At 36.0% G+C, this 24,635-nt stretch carries 16 protein-coding genes; 13 read left to right on the forward strand and 3 right to left on the reverse strand.

Translation table 11 applies throughout. The annotated features are described in order from the left end of the window. Positions 1-2 precede the first annotated feature (2 nt). The 13 genes from rfbB to ACIQ7T_RS18055 all read left to right on the forward strand — a co-directional run bounded on the left by rfbB (position 3) and on the right by ACIQ7T_RS18055 (position 21,943). On the forward strand, positions 3-1,013 hold the full coding sequence (rfbB, locus tag ACIQ7T_RS17995; protein WP_402872196.1) for a dTDP-glucose 4,6-dehydratase: 1,011 nt from the start codon (positions 3-5) through the stop codon (positions 1,011-1,013). Beyond that, a complete protein-coding gene (gene rfbD / locus ACIQ7T_RS18000) occupies positions 1,013-1,864 on the forward strand; it encodes a dTDP-4-dehydrorhamnose reductase (protein WP_402872199.1) in 852 nt (283 codons plus the stop codon). Before rfbB ends, rfbD begins: the two co-directional genes overlap by 1 nt. 62 nt (positions 1,865-1,926) lie before the next feature. After that, positions 1,927-2,886 carry a glycosyltransferase family 2 protein gene (locus tag ACIQ7T_RS18005; protein ID WP_402872201.1) on the forward strand — a complete coding sequence of 320 codons (960 nt, stop codon included), beginning with the start codon at positions 1,927-1,929 and terminating at the stop codon, positions 2,884-2,886. A gap of 9 nt (positions 2,887-2,895) precedes the next feature. Beyond that, positions 2,896-3,762 carry a glycosyltransferase family 2 protein gene (locus ACIQ7T_RS18010; RefSeq protein WP_402872204.1) on the forward strand — a complete coding sequence of 289 codons (867 nt, stop codon included), beginning with the start codon at positions 2,896-2,898 and terminating at the stop codon, positions 3,760-3,762. 28 nt (positions 3,763-3,790) lie between these two features. After that, entirely contained in the window at positions 3,791-5,182 is a 1,392-nt protein-coding gene (locus ACIQ7T_RS18015; RefSeq protein ID WP_402872207.1) for an undecaprenyl-phosphate glucose phosphotransferase, read from the forward strand. 183 nt (positions 5,183-5,365) lie between these two features. Then, the gene (gene galU / locus ACIQ7T_RS18020; protein WP_402872210.1) at positions 5,366-6,250 is read left to right on the forward strand and encodes a UTP--glucose-1-phosphate uridylyltransferase GalU; all 885 of its coding nucleotides are present in this window, start codon (positions 5,366-5,368) and stop codon (positions 6,248-6,250) included. Further along, entirely contained in the window at positions 6,247-7,209 is a 963-nt protein-coding gene (galE, locus tag ACIQ7T_RS18025) for a UDP-glucose 4-epimerase GalE (RefSeq protein ID WP_402872213.1), read from the forward strand. Before galU ends, galE begins: the two co-directional genes overlap by 4 nt. A gap of 102 nt (positions 7,210-7,311) precedes the next feature. Then, positions 7,312-8,598 carry a glucose-6-phosphate isomerase gene (locus ACIQ7T_RS18030; RefSeq protein WP_402872216.1) on the forward strand — a complete coding sequence of 429 codons (1,287 nt, stop codon included), beginning with the start codon at positions 7,312-7,314 and terminating at the stop codon, positions 8,596-8,598. Further along, the gene (locus tag ACIQ7T_RS18035) at positions 8,598-10,295 is read left to right on the forward strand and encodes a phospho-sugar mutase (protein WP_402872219.1); all 1,698 of its coding nucleotides are present in this window, start codon (positions 8,598-8,600) and stop codon (positions 10,293-10,295) included. The genes ACIQ7T_RS18030 and ACIQ7T_RS18035 overlap by 1 nt, the downstream gene beginning before the upstream one ends. A 355-nt stretch (positions 10,296-10,650) precedes the next feature. Further along, positions 10,651-14,229 carry a chitobiase/beta-hexosaminidase C-terminal domain-containing protein gene (locus tag ACIQ7T_RS18040; protein WP_402872222.1) on the forward strand — a complete coding sequence of 1,193 codons (3,579 nt, stop codon included), beginning with the start codon at positions 10,651-10,653 and terminating at the stop codon, positions 14,227-14,229. A 724-nt stretch (positions 14,230-14,953) separates the two neighbouring features. Beyond that, positions 14,954-15,958 (forward strand): acyltransferase family protein, encoded by a 1,005-nt coding sequence (locus ACIQ7T_RS18045; protein ID WP_370078415.1) that lies wholly within the window; start codon positions 14,954-14,956, stop codon positions 15,956-15,958. 908 nt (positions 15,959-16,866) lie between these two features. Continuing rightward, the gene (locus ACIQ7T_RS18050) at positions 16,867-20,019 is read left to right on the forward strand and encodes an S-layer homology domain-containing protein (RefSeq protein WP_402872226.1); all 3,153 of its coding nucleotides are present in this window, start codon (positions 16,867-16,869) and stop codon (positions 20,017-20,019) included. Between the two features lie 424 nt (positions 20,020-20,443). After that, the gene (locus tag ACIQ7T_RS18055; protein WP_402872260.1) at positions 20,444-21,943 is read left to right on the forward strand and encodes an S-layer homology domain-containing protein; all 1,500 of its coding nucleotides are present in this window, start codon (positions 20,444-20,446) and stop codon (positions 21,941-21,943) included. On the opposite strand, the gene ACIQ7T_RS18060 is transcribed toward ACIQ7T_RS18055, so the two are convergent. The 3 genes from ACIQ7T_RS18060 to ACIQ7T_RS18070 are packed head-to-tail and all read right to left on the reverse strand — an operon-like array spanning position 21,932 to position 24,331. Then, positions 21,932-22,378 carry a hypothetical protein gene (locus ACIQ7T_RS18060; RefSeq protein ID WP_402872229.1) on the reverse strand — a complete coding sequence of 149 codons (447 nt, stop codon included), beginning with the start codon at positions 22,376-22,378 and terminating at the stop codon, positions 21,932-21,934. The two genes, ACIQ7T_RS18055 and ACIQ7T_RS18060, sit on opposite strands and share 12 nt — an antisense overlap. A gap of 19 nt (positions 22,379-22,397) precedes the next feature. Then, complete coding sequence (locus ACIQ7T_RS18065; protein ID WP_402872232.1) at positions 22,398-23,654, reverse strand: efflux RND transporter periplasmic adaptor subunit; 1,257 nt, start codon at positions 23,652-23,654, stop codon at positions 22,398-22,400. Beyond that, complete coding sequence (locus tag ACIQ7T_RS18070; RefSeq protein WP_402872235.1) at positions 23,654-24,331, reverse strand: hypothetical protein; 678 nt, start codon at positions 24,329-24,331, stop codon at positions 23,654-23,656. Before ACIQ7T_RS18070 ends, ACIQ7T_RS18065 begins: the two co-directional genes overlap by 1 nt. Positions 24,332-24,635 lie beyond the last annotated feature (304 nt).

Here is a 24,635-nt window from a genome sequence, read left to right on the forward strand (position 1 = left end):
ATATGAAAATTCTAGTAACAGGTGGAGCTGGATTTATCGGAAGTAACTTTGTTAATTACATGGTTGATAAATACCCTCAATATTCTATTGTTAATGTTGATGCTCTAACATATGCAGGAAATTTAGAAAATCTAAAGCAATGTGAAGGGAAGTCTAATTATCAATTCGTCAAGGCGGATATTACAGATGCTAAGACAATGGATCAACTAATAGGTGACGGAGTTGATGCGGTTATCAACTTCGCAGCAGAATCACATGTAGATCGTAGTATTACGAACCCTGGCATTTTTGTGCAAACAAATATTCAAGGGACTCAAGTATTATTAGATGCAGCAAAAAAATATAAGATCAAAAAGTACTTACAAGTGTCTACTGATGAGGTTTATGGAACTTTAGGAGAAGACGGTTACTTTACTGAACAAACTCCACTATCACCAAATAGCCCTTATAGTGCAAGTAAGGCGGGGGCAGATTTATTAGTACTAGCATATCATGAAACATTTGGTCTACCTGTAAATATAACACGTTGCTCAAACAACTACGGATCATTCCATTTCCCAGAAAAATTGATTCCATTAATGATTATTAATGCATTAAATGATAAAAAACTTCCGGTATATGGAGATGGTAAGAATGTTCGTGACTGGCTACATGTAACAGACCATTGTAGCGCGATCGATTTAGTTCTTCATAAAGGTGTAACTGGTGAGGTTTATAATGTAGGTGGGCATAATGAAAAAACTAACCTAGAAGTTGTGAAAGAAATTTTAAAGCAGCTTGATAAACCAGAATCATTAATTCAATATGTAGAAGATCGTTTAGGTCATGATCGCCGTTATGCAATTGATCCAACTAAACTTCAACAAGAGTTAGGTTGGGAGCCACAATATACATTTGAAACAGGCTTAAAAGAAACTGTGCAATGGTATTTGGATAATCAGGATTGGTGGGAAAATATCATTTCAGGTGATTATCAAAACTATTATACAGAGCAATATGGTGGTAAATTATAATGAAGATTATGGTGACAGGTGCTAATGGACAGCTAGGTCAGGAGCTTGTTAAGCAATTATCTAATAGTCAACATGAGTTATATGCATTTACAAAGCAAGAATTAGATATCACCAATATAGAACAAGTGACTAATGTATGTAATAATGTTCTACCAGATATTATTATTAATGCCGCTGCCTATACAAATGTAGATGGGGCGGAAACAAACCGAGAGCTAGCTTTTCAAGTAAATGCAACAGGACAGCGCAATTTAGCTGTGGCAGCTGAAAAAACTGGGGCAAAAATTTGTTATATTAGTACAGACTATGTTTTTAATGGTCAAGCAGATTCTCCTTATAATGAATATATGAATGTAGAACCGTTAGGCGTATATGGACAATCTAAATACGCTGGTGAGTTTTTAACACAAACTTTAAGCACTAAATATTTTATTGTGAGAACGGCGTGGGTTTATGGTGAATTTGGTCCGAATTTCGTTAAAACGATGTTGAAGTTAGCTGAGGAGAAGACAGAATTAGGCGTTGTCTATGATCAAGTTGGTTCTCCTACCTACACAGTTGATTTGGCTGAGTTTTTAATTGAATTGGTACAAACTGAGAAGTACGGAGTCTATCATTGTACGAATAGTGGGACATGTTCCTGGTATGAATTTGCAAAAGAGATTTTTAATATTGCTAATAAAAATATTATTGTTAATCCTTTAACCTCAGAACAATTCCCCAGACCTGCTAAACGCCCTGTATATTCTGTATTAGGAGATTTAGCGGTAAAAGTAAATGGCTTTACTCCTAGAAGGCATTGGAAAGAAGCGTTATACGAATATATAAACAAAAATAACAATCTCCTTTAGATTGTTATTTTTGTTTTTAAAGCTATAATTAAATTGTATTATAAATGGAATAGAGGGATAATTTGGCTAATATAGCTGTTCAAATAGTTACATATAATAGTGCGAACTTTATTAAAGCTTGTTTAGATTCAGTAATTTTACAATCATATCCGGTTGAGAAAATAATAGTGATCGATAATAATTCAAATGATTCTATTAAAGATATTGTGTCCCATTATTCAAATGTTTACTTTGTTCAAAATAGCGTGAATAACGGATTTGTAGGGGGGCATAATCAAGCTTTAAATTACACAAATACAGATTATGTTTTAGTTTTAAATCCAGATGTGATATTAGATAAATATTATATTGAGTTTATTATGGAATATATGCAGCAAAATGAAAATGTCGGTGCTACAACAGGTAAATTATACAGAGACTTAGATAAACATATAATTGATAGTACGGGCATTAATATAAAGAAAAATCGTCGTGCCATTGATCGTGGTAGTGGTGAAGTGGATAATAGGCAGTATGATTCTTCTATAAACGTTTTTGGCGTTTCTGGGGCAGCTGCGGTTTATAGGAGAGAAATGATCCATATGATTTCCTTTGAAGAGCAATTTTTTGATGAAAGTTTTTTCGCCTATAAAGAAGATGTAGACGTTAGTTGGAGAGCAAGATTAGCAGGTTGGGAAATATGTTTAGTCCCTAAAGCAATAGCAGAACATGAACGAGGCTGGAAGGATAATCAGTCAAGGAAGAACATTTCCCTTAAAACAAGAAAACATTCCTATATAAATAGACATTATTATGTGATCAAAAATGATAATTTATTATACTTTTTACTGCACTTTCCTTTTATTTTCATATATGAAGTATCTTGTTTAGTTTATATGTTCCTCAAAGAACCAAAGCTTTTTAGTGCATATAAACTTCTTTTTAAAGAATACAAAGCTTTAAAAATCAAGAGAAAGTTTATTCAATCATATAGAAAGGCTCCTTTTAAAAAAAATTATCAATATTTTAAAGGAATATGGTGAAAGAATAAAATGGATTTAAGTGTAGTAATCGTTAATTATAATACTAAAAAGCTAACAATTGATTGTATTCAATCTATTTTAGACTCAAAACTGAATGTTCAATATGAGATTTTTGTAGTAGATAATGCTTCTTCAGATGGCTCAGTAGAACAAATCCAAAGTATGTTTCCTGAAGTGAATGTTATATCAAATAAAGAAAATGTGGGCTTTTCAAAAGCGAATAATCAAGCGATAAAAGCATGTAATAGTCGATATGTATTATTGTTAAATTCTGATACAATAGTTAATGAAAATACATTAGATGAAATGATTCACTTTATGGATGTAGAATCGAATGTTGGTGCTGTTGGCTGTGAAGTCAACTTACCAGATGGGACTTTAGATAAGGCCTGTCATAGGGGGTTCCCTAATCCTGAAGCATCTTTATATTATATTATAGGTTTAGCAAAGAAATTTCCTAATAGCCCCAAATATAATAGCTATCATAAAAGTTATATGAATATGCATGAGGTACATGATATTGATTGTTTAGTTGGGGCTTTCATGATGGTAAGAAGAGAAGTAATTGAGCAAGTGGGTCTTTTAGATGAAGAATTTTTTATGTATGGGGAAGATATAGACTGGTGTTATAGAATAAAAGAAGCCGGTTGGCGAATTGTTTATAATCCTACTGTTTCAATTGTTCATTATAAAGGGGCAAGTAGTAGGAGAAAACCATTTAAAATTGTTTATGAGTTTCATAGAGCAATGTATTTATTCCATAAAAAGCATTTTAAAACGAAATATAACTTTTTAGTTAATGGTGTAGTTTATACAGGAATTATACTAAAACTAACATTCGCTACAATAAGTAACCTTCTAAAAAGAGTTCGTTAATTTAAATAAACTAAAAAAGGTGATTAAAGTGATAAGAGGGAAAGAGCGCTTTATTACACAACTATACATGACAACAGATTTTCTTTTTATTCAAGTATCATTTGTTGTTGCATGGTATTTTCGCTTTGTGATTAATAAAGAGCAACAAGGATCATATTTGCCATTAGCAGATTACTTCATTTGGAACATTGTTTACTCTGTTGCATTTTTGGCTATTGGTTTTTTAATTGGCTTATATGTTCCGAAAAGGAAAATGAGGTTTGCAAATGAAGTTTCTAAAATAGTTCAAGTGCAAATTTATAGTATGTTTGTTTTATTAAGTGTTTTATTTATTGTTAAAACGATTGATATATCTCGGATGTTCTTAGCAATATATTTATTTGTAGGATTTTTGATTATTGTTACGTATCGTTTTTTTGTTAAGCAATTTTTAAGAGCAATGAGAAAAAAAGGCTATAATCAACAGTTTGTTTTAATTTTAGGAGCGGGCTCTATCGGAAAAAGGTATTTAGAGAACTTGGATAATCATCCTGAATACGGGCTTAGAGCAATTGGTTTTTTAGATGATTTTAAACAAATTAATAGAGAACAGAAAATATTAGGTGAAATAGAGGATTTATCGACAACACTAGAAAATACAATAATTGACGAAGTGGTAATTGCGTTACCCTTAACTGCATTTTCAAAATATCATCAAATTATTGAAATGTGTGAGAAAGCGGGTGTTCGTGTATCTATTGTTCCAGATTTTTACGATATACTACCTGCTACCCCGCATTTTGAAAGTTTTGGAGATTTACCAGTCATTAATGTCAGAGATATACCTTTGGATGAATATGTAAATAGAGTACTGAAACGTATATTTGATATTGTTTTTGCGCTTTGTGCAATAATTATTACATCACCTATACTATTGGCAATCGCAATTGGCGTGAAATTAACTTCTCCAGGTCCTATTTTTTTCAAACAAGAGCGTGTAGGGCTTAATCGTAGAACGTTTTATATGTATAAATTTAGATCTATGAAGTATATGTCTGTCGAGGCCTCTAATACGCAATGGACTGTTGAAAATGACCCAAGAAGGACTAAATTTGGTACTTTCCTAAGAAAAACTAGTCTTGATGAGTTTCCCCAATTTTTTAATGTATTGAAAGGAGATATGAGTATTGTAGGACCTAGACCTGAACGACCATATTTTGTCGATCAATTTAAAGAGGAAATTCCCAAATATATGATAAAACATCATGTGAGACCAGGTATTACTGGATGGGCTCAAGTAAGCGGATTACGTGGAGATACTTCAATTGAAGAACGAATAGAGCATGATATTCAGTATATTGAAAATTGGACATTGTTATTTGATATTAAAATTATTATGAAGACTATCGTAAATGGATTTGTAAATAAAAATGCATACTAACTGAAGTGTCTATGGAGATGGGAGTACATTGTTCAATAAAGACCTTGGTACTTCTAGTTTGGGTTAGAAAAAAAGTAGTTTCATTTTTAATGTGAATCAAACAATTGAGATTTTATTTGATCAAATATTTAATGAACGAAACGGAAAATAAATTTCGTTAATTTTTTTAGGAAGTGATGCTTTATGAGAAAAATCCGCAAAGCCATTATTCCAGCAGCAGGGCTTGGGACACGCTTTTTGCCAGTTACAAAAGCAATGCCAAAAGAGATGTTACCCATTGTAGACAAACCGACGATCCAATACATTGTGGAAGAAGCTATCGACTCTGGAATTGAAGATATCATTATCGTAACTGGTAAAGGCAAACGTGCAATCGAAGACCATTTCGATAATGCACTGGAGCTTGAGACGAACCTTATTGAAAAAGGAAAACTTGAAATGCTCGAAAAGGTGCAAGAATCTGCGAATGTAGAAATCCATTATATTCGTCAAAAAGAACCACTTGGACTAGGGCATGCGATTTGGTGTGCGCGTAAATTTATTGGTGATGAGCCGTTTGCTGTATTGCTTGGTGATGATATTGTGAAAAGCGAAGAGCCTTGTTTAAAACAATTAATGAATCAATATGAGAAAACATTGTCAAGTGTCATTGGCGTGCTAGAAGTGCCAGATGAAGATGTACATCGTTATGGTGTTATTGATCCAGTAAACAGTAATACTCGATTAATGCAGGTTACACAATTTGTTGAAAAGCCTAAATTAGAGGATGCACCATCGAATTATGCAATTATTGGACGTTATGTATTAACACCTGAAATCTTCCGTTTTTTAGACGAGAAGAAAAAAGGCAAGGGTGGCGAGATACAGTTAACGGATGCTATTGAATCTTTAAATGGTATTCAACGAGTATTTGCCTATGAGTTTGAGGGTCGTCGCTATGATGTAGGTGAACAATTAGGGTTTATCGAAACAACGATTGATTTTGCCTTAGAACGTGAAGATTTAAGTGAAGGTGTAAAAGAAATCATCTTAAAAAAAGCAAAACAGTTAAGTGGTGAAACTTTATGATATTAGTTGTTGGTGGTGCTGGTTATATTGGTAGTCATTTTGTTAAAGAGTTAGTAAAGACTCATGAAGTAGTAGTGCTCGATAATCTAAGCACGGGTCACCAATGGGCTGTAGATGCAAGAGCTACTTTCGTACAAGGTGATTTAGGCGATTCTTCTACCGTTCAACAAATTGTTGATACATACAATATTGAAGCGGTATTGCATTTTGCTGCATTTAGCTTAGTAGGCGAGTCTGTGATTGATCCTATGAAGTACTATGAAAATAATGTAACTGCTACTTTGAATTTATTAAAAGTAATGAAGGAAAACAAAATTGATAAGTTTATCTTTTCTTCTACTGCTGCAACGTATGGGATGCCAACTGTTGATTTCATTGATGAAGAAACGCCTACTAATCCTATTAATCCATATGGGCGCTCTAAATTAATGGTGGAGCAAATGCTTGCAGATTTTGCGGAAAGCTATCAGATGAGATATGTAGTATTACGATACTTTAACGCTGCTGGTGCGTATGAAACAGCTGAAATTGGTGAAAGTCATTCTCCAGAAACACATTTAATTCCAATTATTCTTCAGCATTTTTTAGGGCAAAGAGAATCCATTTCAGTATTTGGTACTGACTATGATACACCTGACGGTACTTGTATTCGTGATTATATCCATGTTACAGATTTAGCAAATGCCCATTTACTGGCTCTTGAAGGTTTGCTAAATGGTACTATTGAAACGGCAACTTATAATTTAGGGAATGGGAACGGCTACTCTGTAAAAGAAGTTATTGAAACATGTGAGCGTATTACAGAAAAAAAAGCCATTGTGCAATATGTAGAACGAAGAGCAGGTGATCCTGCTAAGTTAGTTGCCAATGCTGATAAAATCTATTGTGAATTAGGATGGAAGGCTCAATTTGGTATCACGGATATTGTAAAAAGCGCATGGAATTGGCATAAGAAATAATGGCATTAAATAACCAACTCGATAAGGCTCGAGTTGGTTTTCTTTTTGCAATATGGCATAATATACATATCAAATTTTACCTTAAGAAGTGAGGATTCTATAGTGCTAACAGAAATTGTTAAAACAACATTGCTGAATTGTTCACTAGACGATAGTGATATATTACGGTATAAAGATCGCGTAAAGAGGATTCATGACACTTTACCACAATATCCATTAACTGGATGGATGGATTCCCCATTACAAAATCAAGAAGCACTGCTTAATTCTATTGAACGAGTTGCGAGTGAGGTACGTGCTTGTGCGGATGTACTTGTCGTTGTCGGAGTTGGTGGATCATTTTTAGGGGCACGAGCAATACAAGAAGCGTTAATGCCTTATTTTGGTCTAGCCAAAGGTAGCATTGAGGTTGTTTATGTTGGTCTTAATATGAGCGGTGCATATATTAAGGAACTACTTGAGTATTTAGATAAAAAACAAGTATATGTTAATGTGATTTCAAAGTCAGGTGGTACGATGGAGCCTGCGTTGGCATTTCGTGTTATGCGTTTATATATGGAAGAGCGTTATGGTGATAAGGCAATTGAGCGCATTATTGTGACGACAGATGCTGAAAATGGGATTTTGAAGGGGATTGCAGATCATGCTGGTTATCGCCAATTTGTAATCCCCAATGATATTGGTGGGCGTTATTCCGTGCTAACGCCTGTAGGTTTACTACCGGTAGCAGTAGCGGGAGTTAATATTCGTGCTTTAATGGATGGTGCACGCTACGCAGCTACAGAGTTAGCAGAATCAGATTTAGAACATAACGATGCATATAAATATGCTGTTATGCGACATATGCTTTATGAGAAAGGATTTACGATTGAGTTGCTTGCTTCCTTTGAACCTGGTTTAAATAAATTCCATGAATGGTGGAAGCAGTTATTTGGTGAAAGTGAAGGGAAGGAGCATAAGGGACTCTATCCTTCAACGGTGAATTTCTCAACAGATTTACATGCGATTGGGCAGTTTATTCAAGAGGGAAGTCGTGTAATGTTTGAAACATTGTTACATTTCCATAAAATTGAGGGAGATTTAGCTGTACCGTTTGATGCTCGGAATGAGGATGGATTAAATTATTTATCGGCTCGCACTTTTAATGAGATTAATGCCATTTCCAAACAGGGAACAGCACTTGCGCATGCAGAGGGAAAGGTACCTGTTATTCAGCTTGAATTACCGAAGCTTGATGCGTATCACTTAGGTTATTTGATTTATTTCTTTATGAAGGCTTGTGCGATGAGTGCGTGCTTGCTAGAGGTTAATCCATTTGATCAGCCCGGAGTTGAGGCGTATAAACGTAAAATGCTAGAGTTGTTGAAAGAAGAGAAGGTGTCAAAGTAATGGTTAATGTTCATGAATTATATAATCAGTGGATAGAGATGAATCTACCTAGTTATTTAACAGAGGAGCTAGCATCTATTGCTAATGATAATAGTTTAATAGAAGATCGCTTTTATCAATATGTATCCTTTGGTACTGGGGGAATGCGTGGTGTTTTAGGTGCTGGAACAAACCGTATGAACGTTTATACCATTCGTCGTGTCGCAGAAGGGCTTGCTCGTTATATCGAATCGAATGGAGAAGCAGCTAAAGAACGTGGAGTTGTTGTTGCTTATGATACACGTCATTTCTCTTATGAATTTGCATGTGAGACTGCACGTGTATTAGGGGCACATGGTATTCGTTCATATGTTTATAAGGAAGCACGACCAACACCGCAGTTATCGTTTACGGTACGTGAGTTACATGCCTATGCGGGTGTTGTCATAACGGCTAGCCATAATCCTAAACAGTATAATGGTTTTAAGGTGTATGGTAAGGACGGTGCACAACTAACACCTCAATTTGCTAATGACATCGTAGAACATATGGAAAATATCGAGGATATATTCGCTATTAAGGTATCAGAACTAGAGCAACTTGAGCAGAAAGAAATTTTGATTTGGCTTGGAAGCGATATGGATACGGCATATTTAGAGCGTCTTTTAACATTAAAGGACAATGATGATATTGCTCTAGATATGAAGCTTGTTTATACGCCATTACATGGTGCTGGTTTAGTACCAGTTAGTGAGGGACTACAGGCTTTTGGTTTTCAGCACATACATATTGTGAACGAACAAGCTGTACAGGATGGGGCTTTTCCCACAGTTTCTTATCCAAATCCAGAGGAGCCTGCTGCTTTTGCGTTAGCAATGGAACTAGGGAAGAAAGTAGGCGCAGATCTATTATTAGCAACAGATCCTGATGCGGACCGATTAGGAGTGGCCGTGAAGAATGGTGAGGGCTATGAACTATTAACGGGAAATCAGCTTGGTGCACTATTATTACATTATTTACTGTCAACAAAAAAATCGAAAGGCACATTACCAGACAATGGAGTAATGTTAAAAACTATTGTAACGTCTGAACTAGGATCAATGATTGCCAAACAGTTTGGTGTAACAACAGAGAATACGTTGACAGGCTTCAAATATATCGCTGAAAAAATTGAGGAGTATGAAAAAACGGGTACTTTTTCGTATTTATTTGGCTATGAAGAAAGCTATGGTTACTTAATTCAAGCTTTTGTCCGTGATAAGGATGCTGTACAAGTTGCGTTAAAAGTAGCGGAGATGGCTGCTTTCTATGCAAAGAAAGGGCAGACATTATTAGATGGACTGCAAAATTTGTATCTTCAGTACGGTTATTACCAAGAGGCTTTAGTATCACAGGTGTTTGAAGGAAAGAATGGCCAGGATGAAATGAAAGTGATATTAGATAAATTTCGACAGAATGCACCTGAGTCAATAGCTGATCTAAAAGTAAAGCGTTTTGAGGATTATTTGACTGGATGTGCCATTTTGGATAATGGTACAACAGAATCCATTTTATTGCCAAGGGAAAATGTATTAAAATTCGTTTTAGAGGATACATCTTGGGTAGCAATTCGACCTTCAGGTACAGAACCGAAATGTAAGTTCTATTTTGGAGTGGTTGGAGTGACAATGGAGGAAGCAAAAGAGAAATTAAAGCAACTCCAAGCGGTATTCTTATAAATTAGCAGTTTAATAAATTCAATTAATAAACGCCAGTATCCTTTAAAAATCGGAAGATGGCGTTTTTTATATTAATTTCTCTATAGTAGATGTACATTTCCAATATTACAATTCATTTACATAATATAAATACAATAAAAATAGTGAATTAATAATAATATGTTTACATATATATGTAGTGGGGAAATATGTCGCCATATGCGAATTTAAACAATATTGCTAGAAAGGAGACAGCAGTTAATAAAATAATTGCCCTAACTTACATTGGATATGATGCTAACCCTACGTACGATAATGATCTTATCTTTTTGCACGCAAAAAACTATCTTTCTTAAATTGAAAGGAGAATTCACTAATGTCAAAGAAGAATTGGAAGAAGCCGATAAACGCCTTTTTAGCAACAACGCTAGTCGCAAGTGTTGCCGCACCAATTGCACCTCTCACTGCAAAAGCTGAAACAGTAGCAAAGGATTTAATCATTTCAGAGTATATTGAAGGAAGTTCCTTCAATAAAGCCATTGAAATATATAATGGTACAGGTGCCGCTGTAGATTTAAGCAATTATACGTTAGAGCTTCATACAAACGGAGAAGCCACTGCAAAAAATAAAGTGAATCTGACAGGTACTCTAGAAAGCGGAGCTACCTATGTTGTATATCATAAAGATGCAGCACCTAACATTAAAGCGAATGGAAATCTGGAAAACTCAACTGTTATTAATTTCAATGGAAATGATCCAGTCGTTTTAAGGAAATCTGGTGAAATAGTCGATTCCATTGGACAAGTTGGTTCTTCAGCGGATTTTGCTAAAGATGTAACTTTAGTAAGAAAGAGTTCAGTGTTGTCGGGGGATACAAATATTGAAGATCCATTTAATGCAGCTTTAGAATGGACTTCATATCCGGTAGATTATTTTTCTGATTTGGGGCAGCACGTAATGGATAGTGATTCGGGTGAACCTGTTGATCCTGAAGCACCGACAGTCCTTTCAATTAAAGAAGCTCGGAATAAGGGTGTAGGTGAAACGGTAACAATCAAAGGTAGAGTTGCGGCGGGCTTGAAAAATACGTTCTCCGTCCAAGACGAAACAGGTGGTATTGCCGTAAGACCTACTAGTTTAGCTATGTCTATTGGTGATGAAGTTACTTTAAAAGGTAAATTAGCTGACTATCGTGGGCTATTACAATTAGATGGTGCTACAATCGTTGAAAAGGTTGAAAATGCCGGTGTACCTTCTCCAAAGGTTGTAACAGGTGCTCAAGTAAATGAAGATAGCGAATCACAGTTAGTAACAGTGAAGAATGTTACGCTTACAGATGTTCAACAAGGAGCAGGGTGGGCAAACTTTACTGCTAATGACGGAACAAATTTCCTTGTACGAGATGAAACAAATTCGCTAGATCTAACTGTCGGTACAAACTATGAATCTATCACTGGTATTGTTCAACAGTTTGATAACGACTATCAAGTCATTCCTCGATCAAAAGCAGATATCGTAGTGGACAGTTCGGCATTGAAGCCTGCTAGCGCATCTCCTGGAAGTGGAACGTTTGTTGGAAAAACAACAGTAACTTTAAGAACACCGACAGCCGATGCAGAAATTTATTACACATTAGATGGCACGGAGCCAACTGATAAAAGTCTTAAATATGAGACACCAATTGAGATTAGCAAAAATACTACTTTAAAAACAATAGTTAAAGCTAAAGATGGCACATTTAGCGATATAACTACATTTGATTATAGCATTACAGATCAATTACAAATTCATGATATTCAAGGTGCAGGGCATACTTCTCCATTTGATGGTCAGACAGTTGAAGGAATTGAAGGAATCGTCACGTATTCATTTTCGTTGAATAATAATTGGTATTATACGATTCAAACGCCAGATGAACTGGCTGATAATGATCCGAATACTTCTGAAGGAATTTTTCTGTATAGTGGAAAGAAACAATGGCCAATAAAGGTAGGAGATTTAGTATCTGTTAAAGGAAAAGTAAGCGAATATGCTTACGATGGCTATGATGATAGGCAGCAAACAGATTTAAAAACAACTCAAATTAATGTGCGTGACGATCAAGACGGAAAAGTAGAAGTACTTAAAAGTAGTGTAGCTTTACCAAAAGCAATTGAAATTGATAAGTTAAAAATGTCCTTTAGTGAGATCGACAGTGATCAGCTTGAAATTTTTAATCCAACAATCGACGCAATTGATTTTTGGGAAAGTCTCGAAGGAATGAGAGTAGAAGTTGGAAATGTGAAAGCTGTAGGGCCACAGGATCATGGAGATTTAGTGACAGTACTAGAGGATGAACCAACGAACACAATTCACGGTGGGGTATTGTATGAGAAAGAAAATGCAAATCCAAACAGAATTCAATTCCGATTAGAACCGAATGGAGCTGCACGCAATCTTGAAGTGGCAACAGGTGATAAATTTAAAGGGCCAATTACGGGAATCGTAGGCTATTCTTATCAAAACTTTAAAATCTATGCTCCTTTAGATGAGATGAAGGCAGCTTATGAAAAGGGAGATACATCTCCAAAGACGACAAAAATAGAAAAGGCAGAAGATAAGTTAACAATTGCCTCATATAATTTAGAAAACTTCTCTAATAACAAAACTTCTACAACTGATGATAAAGCGAGAAAACTAGCAAGAGCAATTGGTATTGATATGGGTAGCCCTGATATTGTCGGCGTAACAGAGGTGCAGGATAATAACGGGCCATCTCCAGGTGATTCTAAAGCGGATCAAAGTTATCAAAGATTAATTGACGCTATTAAAGGTGTTGGTGGTGTTGAGTATCAGTATGTTAATATCGATCCAATTAATAATCAAGACGGTGGAGCACCAGACGCGAATATTCGAGTTGGCTTCCTTTATAACCCAGAGCGAGTTAAACTGAAGGAAGGCATGCCATCAGGAGATGCTACAACAGCTGTTGGTTATAACGATGGGAAATTAACATTGAACCCTGGTCGAATCGATCCAAACAATGAAGCGTTTAATAGTAGCCGCAAACCTTTAGCTGCACAATTTGAATTCCAAGGTGAAGATGTAATTGTTATTGCAAATCATTGGAATTCTAAAAATGGAGATACTCCTTTATTTGGTGCAATCCAGCCGCCACAGTACGGAAGTGAAGGGCAACGTAAAAAAATTGCCAACATTGTTTATCATTTTGTGGAGGACGTTAAATCAAAAAATCCAGATGCAAATATTGTTTCTTTAGGTGATTTCAATGATTATCAATTTGCTGATGCTCTTAAAATCCATGAAGGTCAATTAATGACAGATATAATTAATAAAGTGGAAGCTTCTGATCGTTACACATATGTTTATCAGGGGAACTCACAAGTATTAGACCATATTTTAGTGTCAAACAATCTAAAAGACAAAACTGATATTGATATCCTTCATATTAACGCTGATTTCACGGACATGGCTGGTCGTGCAAGTGACCATGACCCTGTTATGGTTCAAATCGATGTTAATAAAGGCTCAACTGTTGAACCGATTCAGCCTGAAATAGTATATGACTATAAGAATTTCAAAAAGAACAAATTGACAATAAATAAACCTAGTATAGCAGTGCATTTAGATGCACAATCGGTTATTCCAAAAGGTGTATTCCTTAAAGGTGCCTATGTGGAACTACATGGAGAAGGCTTTAAGACGACTGATGTTACCTTTAGTCCAGTTAAAGCAGGGATGATTATCGACCTAAAAGGCACTGCTGTGAAAACAATCACAATTGAAGGTCCAAATGTCAGTGAAATAAGAGGCGCTGAAAATATTGATATTCAGTCGATACAATATAAAAAGGGTGCAGCTCCTGAGCAAATTAAATTTACAAATTCGAAAGGGGATCCCATTGTGGATCCTTCTTTGCCTTCAGAAAACAATCAACCAATAATTAAAATCTGATTTCATACAAAACTGTAGCTGTAGGAGAGGAAATTAATTTACGATATCCGTTTATAGACCATCCTGAATGGGTGGAGAAGATTTGGTGATGGTAAGTTCCGTTAATGCAGTGACTTAAACTTTTAATATTACGTTCTTCTTTATTAATATAGAATAGACTCAAAACATCCACTTCAAAGTTTAATTTGAAGTGGCGTTTGTTTAAATTCTACTCATAAAGTTGACGAATTGAAGCAGTACATCGATATGGTAGTGCCTTCTCCGTAGTAAGCGAAGCGGATTTTTTCTTATTGAAGGGACTTTTTCACACCTTGTAGTTCACTTACTCTTTTCAACTCAGCCTCATGAGATCGAGCGGGCAGATAATAATTCAATAATGCGGTGCTGGCTTTCGTGAATAGCTACTAGTCTGTTTACTTTTTCATTTGTATCTAAAACAACTTGTTTGATTTGTTGCTACTTAAATTCTACTACTTCAAAACGATTCTCAACCGATTCAATTCGACTATTAATTGAATCAATACGATGATTAATTTGCTTTAATTCGCTTAATACTTCCTCCATCAATTTTACTTCTCTTCTATTAAATATATCTATTTTGTTTATCTATCTCTCATTAATACAATCCCCTTATTATAGCCATAGATTACAAATATCACCATTGCATTCATCGACAAACTATGACAGACTTAAATGAGATATAATAGTTTTAGGAGAATGTTTAGTGATTAAAGAGTGGGATTTACTGCGTGTGGTGGCGTGTTTGTCTATTTTACTATTACACACTTCTTCATGGATTATTATGGAGGTAGGTGTAGAGCCAGAGCAGTCGTTTTATCTGTTTTTACGGATTGCGCTGTGTTATGCGACGCCAACGTTTATTTTATTGTCTATTTTAATTTTAGCGAATCGTTATCAGGATAAAATACCGAATAACTTTTGGCCGAATAGAATTCAATATATTTTTCTACCTTATTTAGTATGGGCAATGCTTGATTCGGTAATTGTAGAGTTAATTTATCACAATGGCTTAGTATGGGATAAGTTTGTTAGTAATATTGTTTACGGCGGGTTTGTAGGCTGGTTTGTTGTGGTTATGATGCAGTTATATGTAGTCTTTGCGTTGATGAAGCGTTTTAAATGGTCTATGGCTTGGTTTTTACCGTTATGTGTACTGATTATGTTAATCCATCATTCATTGATTGCCTTGCCATATCCATTTTTTGAAGAGAATGAACTCACGTTGCGTTTACTATTTACGGGTTGGCTTGGTTATTTTGCGATAGCTTATGCGATGGGTGTGTATTATACGCAGATTGCTGCGCTTGCGAAAAAGTATCGTTATGCGACGATTGTGTTGCTTGTGTTATCTGCTATCTTTTTATATATCCGTCTGCAGCTTGGTTATACAGAGACGCATTCGAGACGACTTGATTTAATACCGCTTGTTATAAGTATCGCCTTGTTGGTAATTGCCTGGGGGCAGTCGCTACCTTATACGAAAACGGTTCAATTGCTAAGTCGATATGCGTTTATGATCTATCTCATTCATTGGGAGGTTCTGCGGATATCAACAGGATGGTTTGTGGACCATTTTAATAGTACGTTTGTCCGAGTGCCATTGCTAATGCTGTGGGCGCTAATCGTTTGTATTACGGTGACAAAGTTGATTTCCATTCTTCCATTTAGTCAGTGGGTAATTGGGAGAATAAAAAGACGTACCGCATAGAAAAAGCAGTGATTTCTTTAATTATAGAAATCACTGCTTTTTTTATTTCGGTAGCAAAAAGGAATGCGCCACTAGGAATAGAAGTATCAGCAATAGCATCTACCATTTCCCAGTCTCAATAGATTCACGAATATGACATATGAAACGAGGTATACGTTCCAACCATTTTTATAAGACCCATTTTCAAGACAAATTAATATTCCATAAAAACCCCATGCCATAAATGTCCAGCAAGCTCCGTTCCAAAAGCCCGTGAGCCAAGAATCACTGATACCTACGAGAAGATCGCTGATAAAAAGCTTAGAATCGCTGATAAGCTCAAGAAGATCGCTGATAAAAAGCTTAGAATCGCTGATACCCCAAGAAGATCGCTGATAAAAAAAGAATCGTTAATACCCCCAAGAAGATCGTTGATAAAATACCAAATATTGATAGAATTACTGTAATTGCTGATAAAAAAGTGCCAATTCACAAGTCAATTTCTGAACGAAAAATGGCTTATAGAATATACCAAAAACTAATAATATATAAAACTTATGGAAAATTCTGATAGAATATAGGGAATACAAGAATAAATTACCTACCTAATTGTGACATGAGTTCACGAATTGTTCACTAATGGTTTTTAATCAATTATTGTTTAAAAGTCGAAAATTGTAGAAATTTGGATGGTAAAAATGACATGGGTAAGATGGTATATTTTCCTTGTGGCAGTAAGGTTTGTCTGTTAATTTTCGGGATGGTAGCCATAACAATATTTGTACAAAATATGGGTATAAAACCTTTAAAAATAAGGTGTTACCACATTTTTCATTCCAGGTATTTCATTTTGAAATTTATTATCTCGTACTCTTATAATGAAGTCGTAGTCACGAATATTGGCTAATTTATCTAGGAGGTAATTTCATATGAAACAAAAATATAGTAAATGGGTTGTAGGCGCAGCTTCAGCAGCCCTAGTAGCATCAGCAATCGTACCAGCAGCAAGCGCAGCAAGCTTTTCTGATATTAAAGGCAATGATCACGAGGACGCTATTTTAGCATTAGCAGACGCTAAAATCGTATCTGGATACCCAGATGGTACATTCAAGCCGAATGCTGTTGTTACACGCGGTAATGTAACAAAGTTCTTAGGAAAATGGTTAGTGTCAGAAAATTACGAAATTCCTGCAGACTATGCAACAGAAGCTCGTTTCTCTGATTTACCAACAACAACATCTGACAAAGAGTTATTACAATATGCAGCACTTGTTAAAGATACTGGCGTATTCAAAGGCGCAAACAACCAATTAATGCAAGCTAATAACATGAACCGTGAGCAAATGGCTGTTGTTTTAGTACGTGCTATCAAAACTGTTTATAACGTAGATTTAGTAGCTGAGTACAAAGCGGATGAAGACTTCGAATCTGTTATCACTGATTTAGACAAAGCTACAGCTACAGAAAATCGTGAAGCAATCATCGCATTAGAATATGCTGGTATTACAAACGTTGAAAATATCCAACAGTTCAATCCTAAAAACTCATTAACACGCGGTCAATTTGCATCATTCTTAAGCCGTTCAATTGATAGCTTTGGTGAAGAAGCATCTTTAACTGTTAAAGAAGTTAAAGTTGTAGATGCAACAACATTAGAAGTAACACTTTCTGATGACAAAACACATAAGGTAACATTACCAACTCCACTTCCAGAAAACAAAGAAACTAAAGTAGAGTTCGAGATCGATGGCAAAACTTATTCTGCTGAAGTTACATATGTAACTGCGGTAAAAGTAAAATCTGTTGATGCAGTAAATGCAAAAACTTTAGCTGTAACATTCAATAAACCAGTTGAAACTGAAAAAGCTAAATTTGAGCTTAAAAAAGATGGCTTCAAATCTAACTTCTCTTCTATTACTTGGAACGAAGATAAAACAGTTGCAACAATTGAATTAACAAGCAAAATTACAAAAGGTGAATTCACTGTAAACGTAACTGGCCTTTCGGATGAAGCACTAACTGGTTCTGTGAAAACAGAAGACGAAAAAGTTTCTACTATTGATATTCTTGGTGAAGTAGCTCCATCAACTGGTGATAATACAGCTACAATCGGTTACCAAATTAAAAACCAATATGGTGAAGATATTACAAAATTAAATGCTTCATCTTTAACACTTTCTGCAGCAGGCGCTGATTCTGCAGTTGCAAATGCAGACGGCTCAATCACTATTACTAAAGCTGCTGGTCTTAAAGAAGGCGACAAAGTAGTACTTACAGTGATCCACGGTTCAACTGCAACTACAGCTACACAAACTGTAACAGTTTCTGCTAAAACTGTAGCATCTGATGTAACAATTGGAGCTCTTTACAATAAAGATGGCAAAACTTTAACTGAAGATACTACTTTAGCAAAAGATAAATTCTATCTTCCTGTTACTGTAAAAGACCAATACGGTAAAGAAGTTACTGACTTAAACCGTCTAAATGGTGAGGTTCTTGTAACGAATACAAACCAAGCTGTTGCAACATTTGGTGCATTTGAAAAACAAACAATCGAAGGTAAAGATGTAGTTGTACTTCCTGTTACTAACATTGTAGCAACTGGTGATACAAACGTAATCGTTATCGCTAAAGCAACTGGTAAAAACGGTCAAGCAACAGTGAAAGTTGCTGAAGGTTTACGTGCTGATTCAGTAACATTAGGCGCACCAACAAAAGTTGCTACTGCTGGAGCAGACATCCTATTCCCATTATCTGTTTTAGACAAACAAGGTAATGCAATTAAAGATACTGCTGTATTAGGCGGTTCTAAAGGTATCACTATTACTGGTGGTACTTTAGTAGAAAAAGACGGTGAGCTTTATACAAAAGTAGCAGGTGCTAACGTAGTAGAAAACGCACCAGTAACTGTTGTTGTGACATCTTCAACTGGTAAAGTTGCAACTCAAACAGTTATCCCTAAATCAGCTACTGAACCAAAAGTAATCACTGGCTTAAATAGCAAAGTAAGCACAGCTATCCGTGAACTTGCTGATGAAAAAGTAGAAATTGCTGCAAAAGATATCGTAGTTGAAGACCAATTCGGTCAAGTTATTTCAACTGACGAGCTTCTTGCAAAACTTGCAACAGCAGGTTACACAATCAAAGCATTCACAGATGCGGATGCACCATTCACTGTAGCAGGTGAAATTAAAGATGCTGCTAACAACAAAATCACAGTAACATACAAAGCAGGCGCTACTAAAACAACTGCTAATGTAACATTCAAACTTGTAAAAGTTGCGAATGATACTGCAGTTGAAGCAAGCTCTTACTCTAAACAATTCTCAGTTGTAAAAGATAGCTCGTTCACTTCTTATAAAGTAGAAGATATCAAACCTATCTATGTAACTGGTACTGCAGGATCTTTTGCAATCCCAACTGAATATGGAAAAGACATCGTAGTGAAAGCAGTAACTGCTAATGGTGGAGAAGTTACACTTAAAGCTGGTTCTGACTACACAGTAAAATCTGCAGTTCTTACAGGCGTTGAAGATGGTAAAATTACTACTGATGATGCGGCTAAAGTAGAATTCGATAAAGATGCGAAAACTACAACTGCAAAAGTAACAATCACAATCAATGCTACTGGTGAAGAAATCGTGAAAGAAGTAACATTCTCTAACGTTGCTCCTAAAGTAGAAAAAGTTGCTGTAGTAGAAAACAATAAAGCTCAACAATACATTGATGGTGAAGCTGTTAACTTCGTAACAACTTCTTCTTACAATGTAGCTGCTAACTTCGACTTAGATGCATTCTTCCAATTAGCTGACGTAGTTGTTACTGACCAATACGGCGTAATGGCAACTGTTGCTGAAACAGGTGCAGATAAAGGTAAAGCTACATTTGATGGCAAATTAACTGCTGCTACAACATTAACTTTATCTAAAGTTTCTGGTGAAGTAGTATTCAGCCAAAACGGTACAGCTGAAGCATCTGCTACAGGTAAAGCTGGAGACGTATTCAATGCTCGTGTAAACATTGGTGGTCAAAGTGCAGAGCTTGTAAAAATTACAGCTAAACAAGACTTCAAAAACAACTAAGAAATATTTTATATACAGTGGAGGTTCGAGTTAATCGAACTCTCCACTGTTTTTTTATGGGGAAAATTATGGCGAAAATAGAGAAGCGAGAGTGACGGAAAGAAAACTAGCGATGGAAAGAAGAGAGAACGACGAAAAGAAAAGTCAGCGACGGAAAGAAGAGCGGGAACGACGGATAAAAGAGTTAGATCGACGGAAAGAAAAGTCGAAACGAAGAACTGAATCCGCAAAATAACAGATATCATCTCGAACCGACGAACTTGGTAGTCATTAGATGAGACTTCATAGAGTGTCTCAGCCAACTTTCGCTATAAAAACTAGAAAAAAGAGATTTTTTATAATAGTAGCTTATGAAATATTTGGATTCCCTTATACGTATTATAATAGTATGATAGACAAAATATGTTAAGGGGTTGAGCCGGTGATGAAGAAGCATACTTTATTTCAGGGGGCATTAGTCGCTGCTTTAGCGACAAGTGCGATTGTAGTAGTACCAACTGCACAAGCAACAGATAAATTTTCCGATGTTGATTACACGAAGGAATACGGTGTTGCTGTAAAGGATTTAGCAGAGCGCGGAATTATTAAAGGTTATACGGATGGCACATTTAAGCCATTCGCTGACGTGACGCGTGGACAGGCATCGAAGATTTTAGCAGGTCTTTTAGGGTTGGATACTAAAAATGTAATGGATCCACAATTTACTGATGTAAAGCCGAGCGATGAATATTATGGGGCAATCGCAGCCTTGGAAAGTGAAGGGATTATCTCAGGGTTTGCGGATGGAAGCTTCGGTGTCAATCAAGCGATTACACGTGAACAATTAGCGCGAATGCTAACAACGGCATACCATTTAGAAACTACTGAATTTGGTCAGGCATTACCATTTAAGGATATTGAAAAATATTCAGATGCTTATTACGCAGTCGCTCCATTGTTTGAGAATAATATAACGAAGGGGATTACACCAACTACTTTTGGTTTAAAAGAGACTGTCAATCGTTCGCAGCTTGCGTTATTTATTCATCGTCTTGAAGCTATGCAGGCTAAACGAGTGGTCCAAACATTTACTGCACAGGAGTTTAATTCAACTAATATTGATGCTTATTCTAATGATAACCTATCGCCAGATGGAGAGCATGAATTTTTCCGCATTCTTCGAACAAATAACGATGTGAAGATTGAGGCGTTACGAGAGGGGTCTGGCAATTTCATGCTGGTTGGCTACAATATTGATAATGATGAAAATTATGAAATAGTCGACTTGCAAAAATATAAAATTGATGTAACAAAAGTAGATGGAAAATTACAAATTAACTGCCAGCCAACAGATGAAGTTACCCCGGGATCAGCACTGTTTTTAGAGCAAGATTTAGGCTTTGATCCGAAAAATATTCAGCTAACTACAGCTGCTGGACATGCTGTTAGTGATAAAGTTTTCAGCTATAAGCCATTTAAATTTGATGGCTGGGAGGAACATTCGATTCCTAATGGCGGTAATTATGTGCTTTCGTTATCGCAAGCAGGTGACTATATTGCGACTTTCTCAGATAATAAAGGACATTCGGTACGTGTAGGCATCCATGCAGAATCTGATGGCTATGAATTGTATACAACATCAGCGGTTGAAAAAAACAGCACGTTCATTCCAAAAAGTGAAATTGGCTTTAATGTGAAAGATTTCAAAATAGAGCAATACACAGGCGCAATGCATGATTATAAAATAGTTGATGTCGAGCTTTCAGCAGATGGTATAACTGTAAAAAAAGTCGGAAAAGGTAATTCTATTTTTTCTGTCCGTCTAAATGGAGCAAATGGTGAGAAACTATATGTTCATGGCATGGTCTATGAGGTAAGTGGTATAACAGCAATGAACTATGAACTAGCGACACAAGAACAGATGGAAAATTCATCATTTAATTAAGAAGCCGGTAGAAAAGAGAACATCGCTGATAAAACCAGATAAATCGCTGATGAAAATCGAAGAATCGCTGATAAGACCAGGTAAATCGCTGATAAAAATCGAAGAATCGCTGATAAGATCAGGTAAATCGCTGATAAAAATCGAAGAATCGCTGATAAGACCAGGTAAATCGCTGATAAAAATCAAAGAATCGCTGATAAGACCAGGTAAATCGCTGATAAAAATCGAAGAATCGCTGATAAGACCAGATAAATCGCTGATAAACATCGAAGAATCGCTGATAAGACCAGATAAATCGCTGATAAAAATCGAAGAATCGCTGATAAGACCAGGTAAATCGCTGATAAACACCGAAGAATCGCTGATAAAGCCAGATAAATCGCTGATAAACATCAAAAAACCGCTAACAACACAAAAGCCTCCCCAATTTTTCATTCGGGGAGGCTTTTATATACTAAAAGACAATATATTTCACGTAGTCTTTCCAACCAATCTCTTTAAAATCTCGCCACTCGATTTTTTTAAGAGGTATTGAACGGAAGGAGCGAGCTAAAATATTGCGTTGTTCATTTGCAATAATAGGTGTTCCGGCATCCATATAGCCTGTAAAGATAGTAGAATCTGCCGTTTTAAAGGCAACCTCGATATCCTCAAGGCGTATTTTGCCATTTTCATCAATCGTATAAACGCTATATTTATTATTCTTTCTAGCCTTCACCCATGCGGACTTCACCTTAAGTGCGTTGGATGCCTGATTTACGGTAATAGAAGCCTTACCGACAGTTGAAAATGGTATGTTTTCTAGTATGTCATCTTGATGCAATATTACCTCATAGCTTGTAGGCTTTGGTAGCTTTGCAGACTTAGCTAGTGCATTTGCCCAAAGGGATTCATTATTTGTTGGTATCATTTGTTTTTGAAATACAATACCTGATAGCTCATTGTCGTTATGCGGCAATTTAAAACTAACGGTTTGCCCATCTTCAACCTTTTGCCATTCATCCTCGGATAAGTAAGCTAGCATAGACTTTTCAGATGAATAGATTTCAAATGTTACCGCACCAGCTTCTTCAGTGATTTTTGAGATTACACCATCTACTGGGCAAATAACACCTTGGCGCGCTTTAACTTCGCCAATCTGTGCATCCATTAAAGCTATTTGACGATTGGTCTCCGCAATGTGACGGTTCAGTATTGCCACTGCAGTTGATGGAGAAGCTTGCTGACCTAATTCAAATTTAACAGAGACGTTTAACTTCTCACTAATTTGGTCGGTATTAATAGAGCTTTTTGGGTCATTGCCTTCTCCGTATTCAGATTCTATGTCCGCTAAAGCAGATTCTAAATCACTTAATTCAGTTTCGTAAGCAGTGCGTTCAGCCTCAAGCTTTGCTAATTCACCGTCAACTTCCTCTGTTTTGTAGGTAGCTAGTAAATCATTGGCATGTACTTCCTGCCCACGTGTTACATCTATTGCAGCAAGATTTTTCGCATCTGCTGAAATCGTATAGGTTTGCGTTGGTGCAACAATCGCATCCTTTTCCACCGTCTCTACACGATCACCAGGTGTAGCTCTTTGGAATTCATTGATAAAGTAGGATCTTGCTACTTTACTATCATCCTTAAATACAAAATAAGCATTTACACCAATTAATAACGCTATCACAAAAATACTTAAACTTGTCCAAGGTCTGGATTTAATAAAGCGCATCATCCTAACCCCCTTGTAATCCATTCTTGTAGTGGTAACACACTAATCATTCCGATAAAAATAGCCATTACTACATATAGCCCAATAATTTTTGCTAATAATGCCTTTCGATCTGACCATTCCTCCCATTTTGAGAGGAACGTGTATTGCACAATAATTGTTAATACTGTTGCTACGGTTAGTTGATTGATAGCAAATAGTACATAATCCTTATCAATTACTTGCTGAGCTATAGGAGCAAGTGAGAAGAAGGAGAAGTTTGTAGTGTAACCAACTGCATAAAACACAGCAAATAAAATTGTCTTTTCAATAAGTAAAAATACCATTACATAAAGTTGTACCTTCTGAATCCATTTGTAAGGAATGTCTGTTAATAGATGTAACAAGTATGTAACGCCATAATAATGGAAGCAATAATAGATGACTCCCCAGGCAATAACTCCAACCATTGATAGTAAACGGGCTGTATAGTATTCAGTTGGATGATTCGATGCAAATAATGTTGTTAAGCTCTCAGTACCCATGCCCCAAAACTCACGAACGATGAATAGAAGCAAAAAGAGTATAAAAACTACGAAGGATCGCTTTTTATAGCCTCTTATTTCTCCTTGCTCAACAGCTTGGGTAAAATAAGTGGGATGCATTAAGCTGTGCCAAAATTTATATTGATAAAACATATATAGCTCCCTTTCTCGTAAATTAAATAGTAAAGTTGTAGTATACACCTAATTACTGGAAAATAATATAGTAGAAATGCTAAGTTTTTCATTGATTTCCCTCGAAAAAGAGAAAATTTAATCGTTATTTTAGACAATTATACAAAGCTTTTATTTACCAATCTGAGTAATGTTTCAACAAAATATTTCCTGGAAAATATAAGGTGTAAGTACCTATAGAGTAGCGCTTTCCGCAGACGAGCGCTGATTCCTCTACGCTTCGTTTGTACAAGAAAATTGCCGTCAGCTGCACCTATCTTTTAGG

The organism is Lysinibacillus sp. NPDC096212, from assembly GCF_044763105.1.
In the GTDB taxonomy this organism is placed as follows: Bacteria; Bacillota; Bacilli; order Bacillales_A; family Planococcaceae; genus Lysinibacillus.

Bases quoted from the DNA above. Each gene is read 5' to 3' on its own strand.
- rfbB (WP_402872196.1), top strand. From the start codon at position 3: ATGAAAATTCTAGTAACAGGTGGAGCTGGATTTATCGGAAGTAACTTT.
- rfbD (WP_402872199.1), top strand. From the start codon at position 1,013: ATGAAGATTATGGTGACAGGTGCTAATGGACAGCTAGGTCAGGAGCTT.
- ACIQ7T_RS18010 (WP_402872204.1), top strand. From the start codon at position 2,896: ATGGATTTAAGTGTAGTAATCGTTAATTATAATACTAAAAAGCTAACA.
- galU (WP_402872210.1), top strand. From the start codon at position 5,366: ATGAGAAAAATCCGCAAAGCCATTATTCCAGCAGCAGGGCTTGGGACA.
- galE (WP_402872213.1), top strand. From the start codon at position 6,247: ATGATATTAGTTGTTGGTGGTGCTGGTTATATTGGTAGTCATTTTGTT.
- ACIQ7T_RS18035 (WP_402872219.1), top strand. From the start codon at position 8,598: ATGGTTAATGTTCATGAATTATATAATCAGTGGATAGAGATGAATCTA.
- ACIQ7T_RS18040 (WP_402872222.1), top strand. From the start codon at position 10,651: ATGTCAAAGAAGAATTGGAAGAAGCCGATAAACGCCTTTTTAGCAACA.
- ACIQ7T_RS18050 (WP_402872226.1), top strand. From the start codon at position 16,867: ATGAAACAAAAATATAGTAAATGGGTTGTAGGCGCAGCTTCAGCAGCC.
- ACIQ7T_RS18055 (WP_402872260.1), top strand. From the start codon at position 20,444: ATGAAGAAGCATACTTTATTTCAGGGGGCATTAGTCGCTGCTTTAGCG.
- ACIQ7T_RS18060 (WP_402872229.1), bottom strand. From the start codon at position 22,378: ATGAAAAATTGGGGAGGCTTTTGTGTTGTTAGCGGTTTTTTGATGTTT.
- ACIQ7T_RS18065 (WP_402872232.1), bottom strand. From the start codon at position 23,654: ATGCGCTTTATTAAATCCAGACCTTGGACAAGTTTAAGTATTTTTGTG.
- ACIQ7T_RS18070 (WP_402872235.1), bottom strand. From the start codon at position 24,331: ATGTTTTATCAATATAAATTTTGGCACAGCTTAATGCATCCCACTTAT.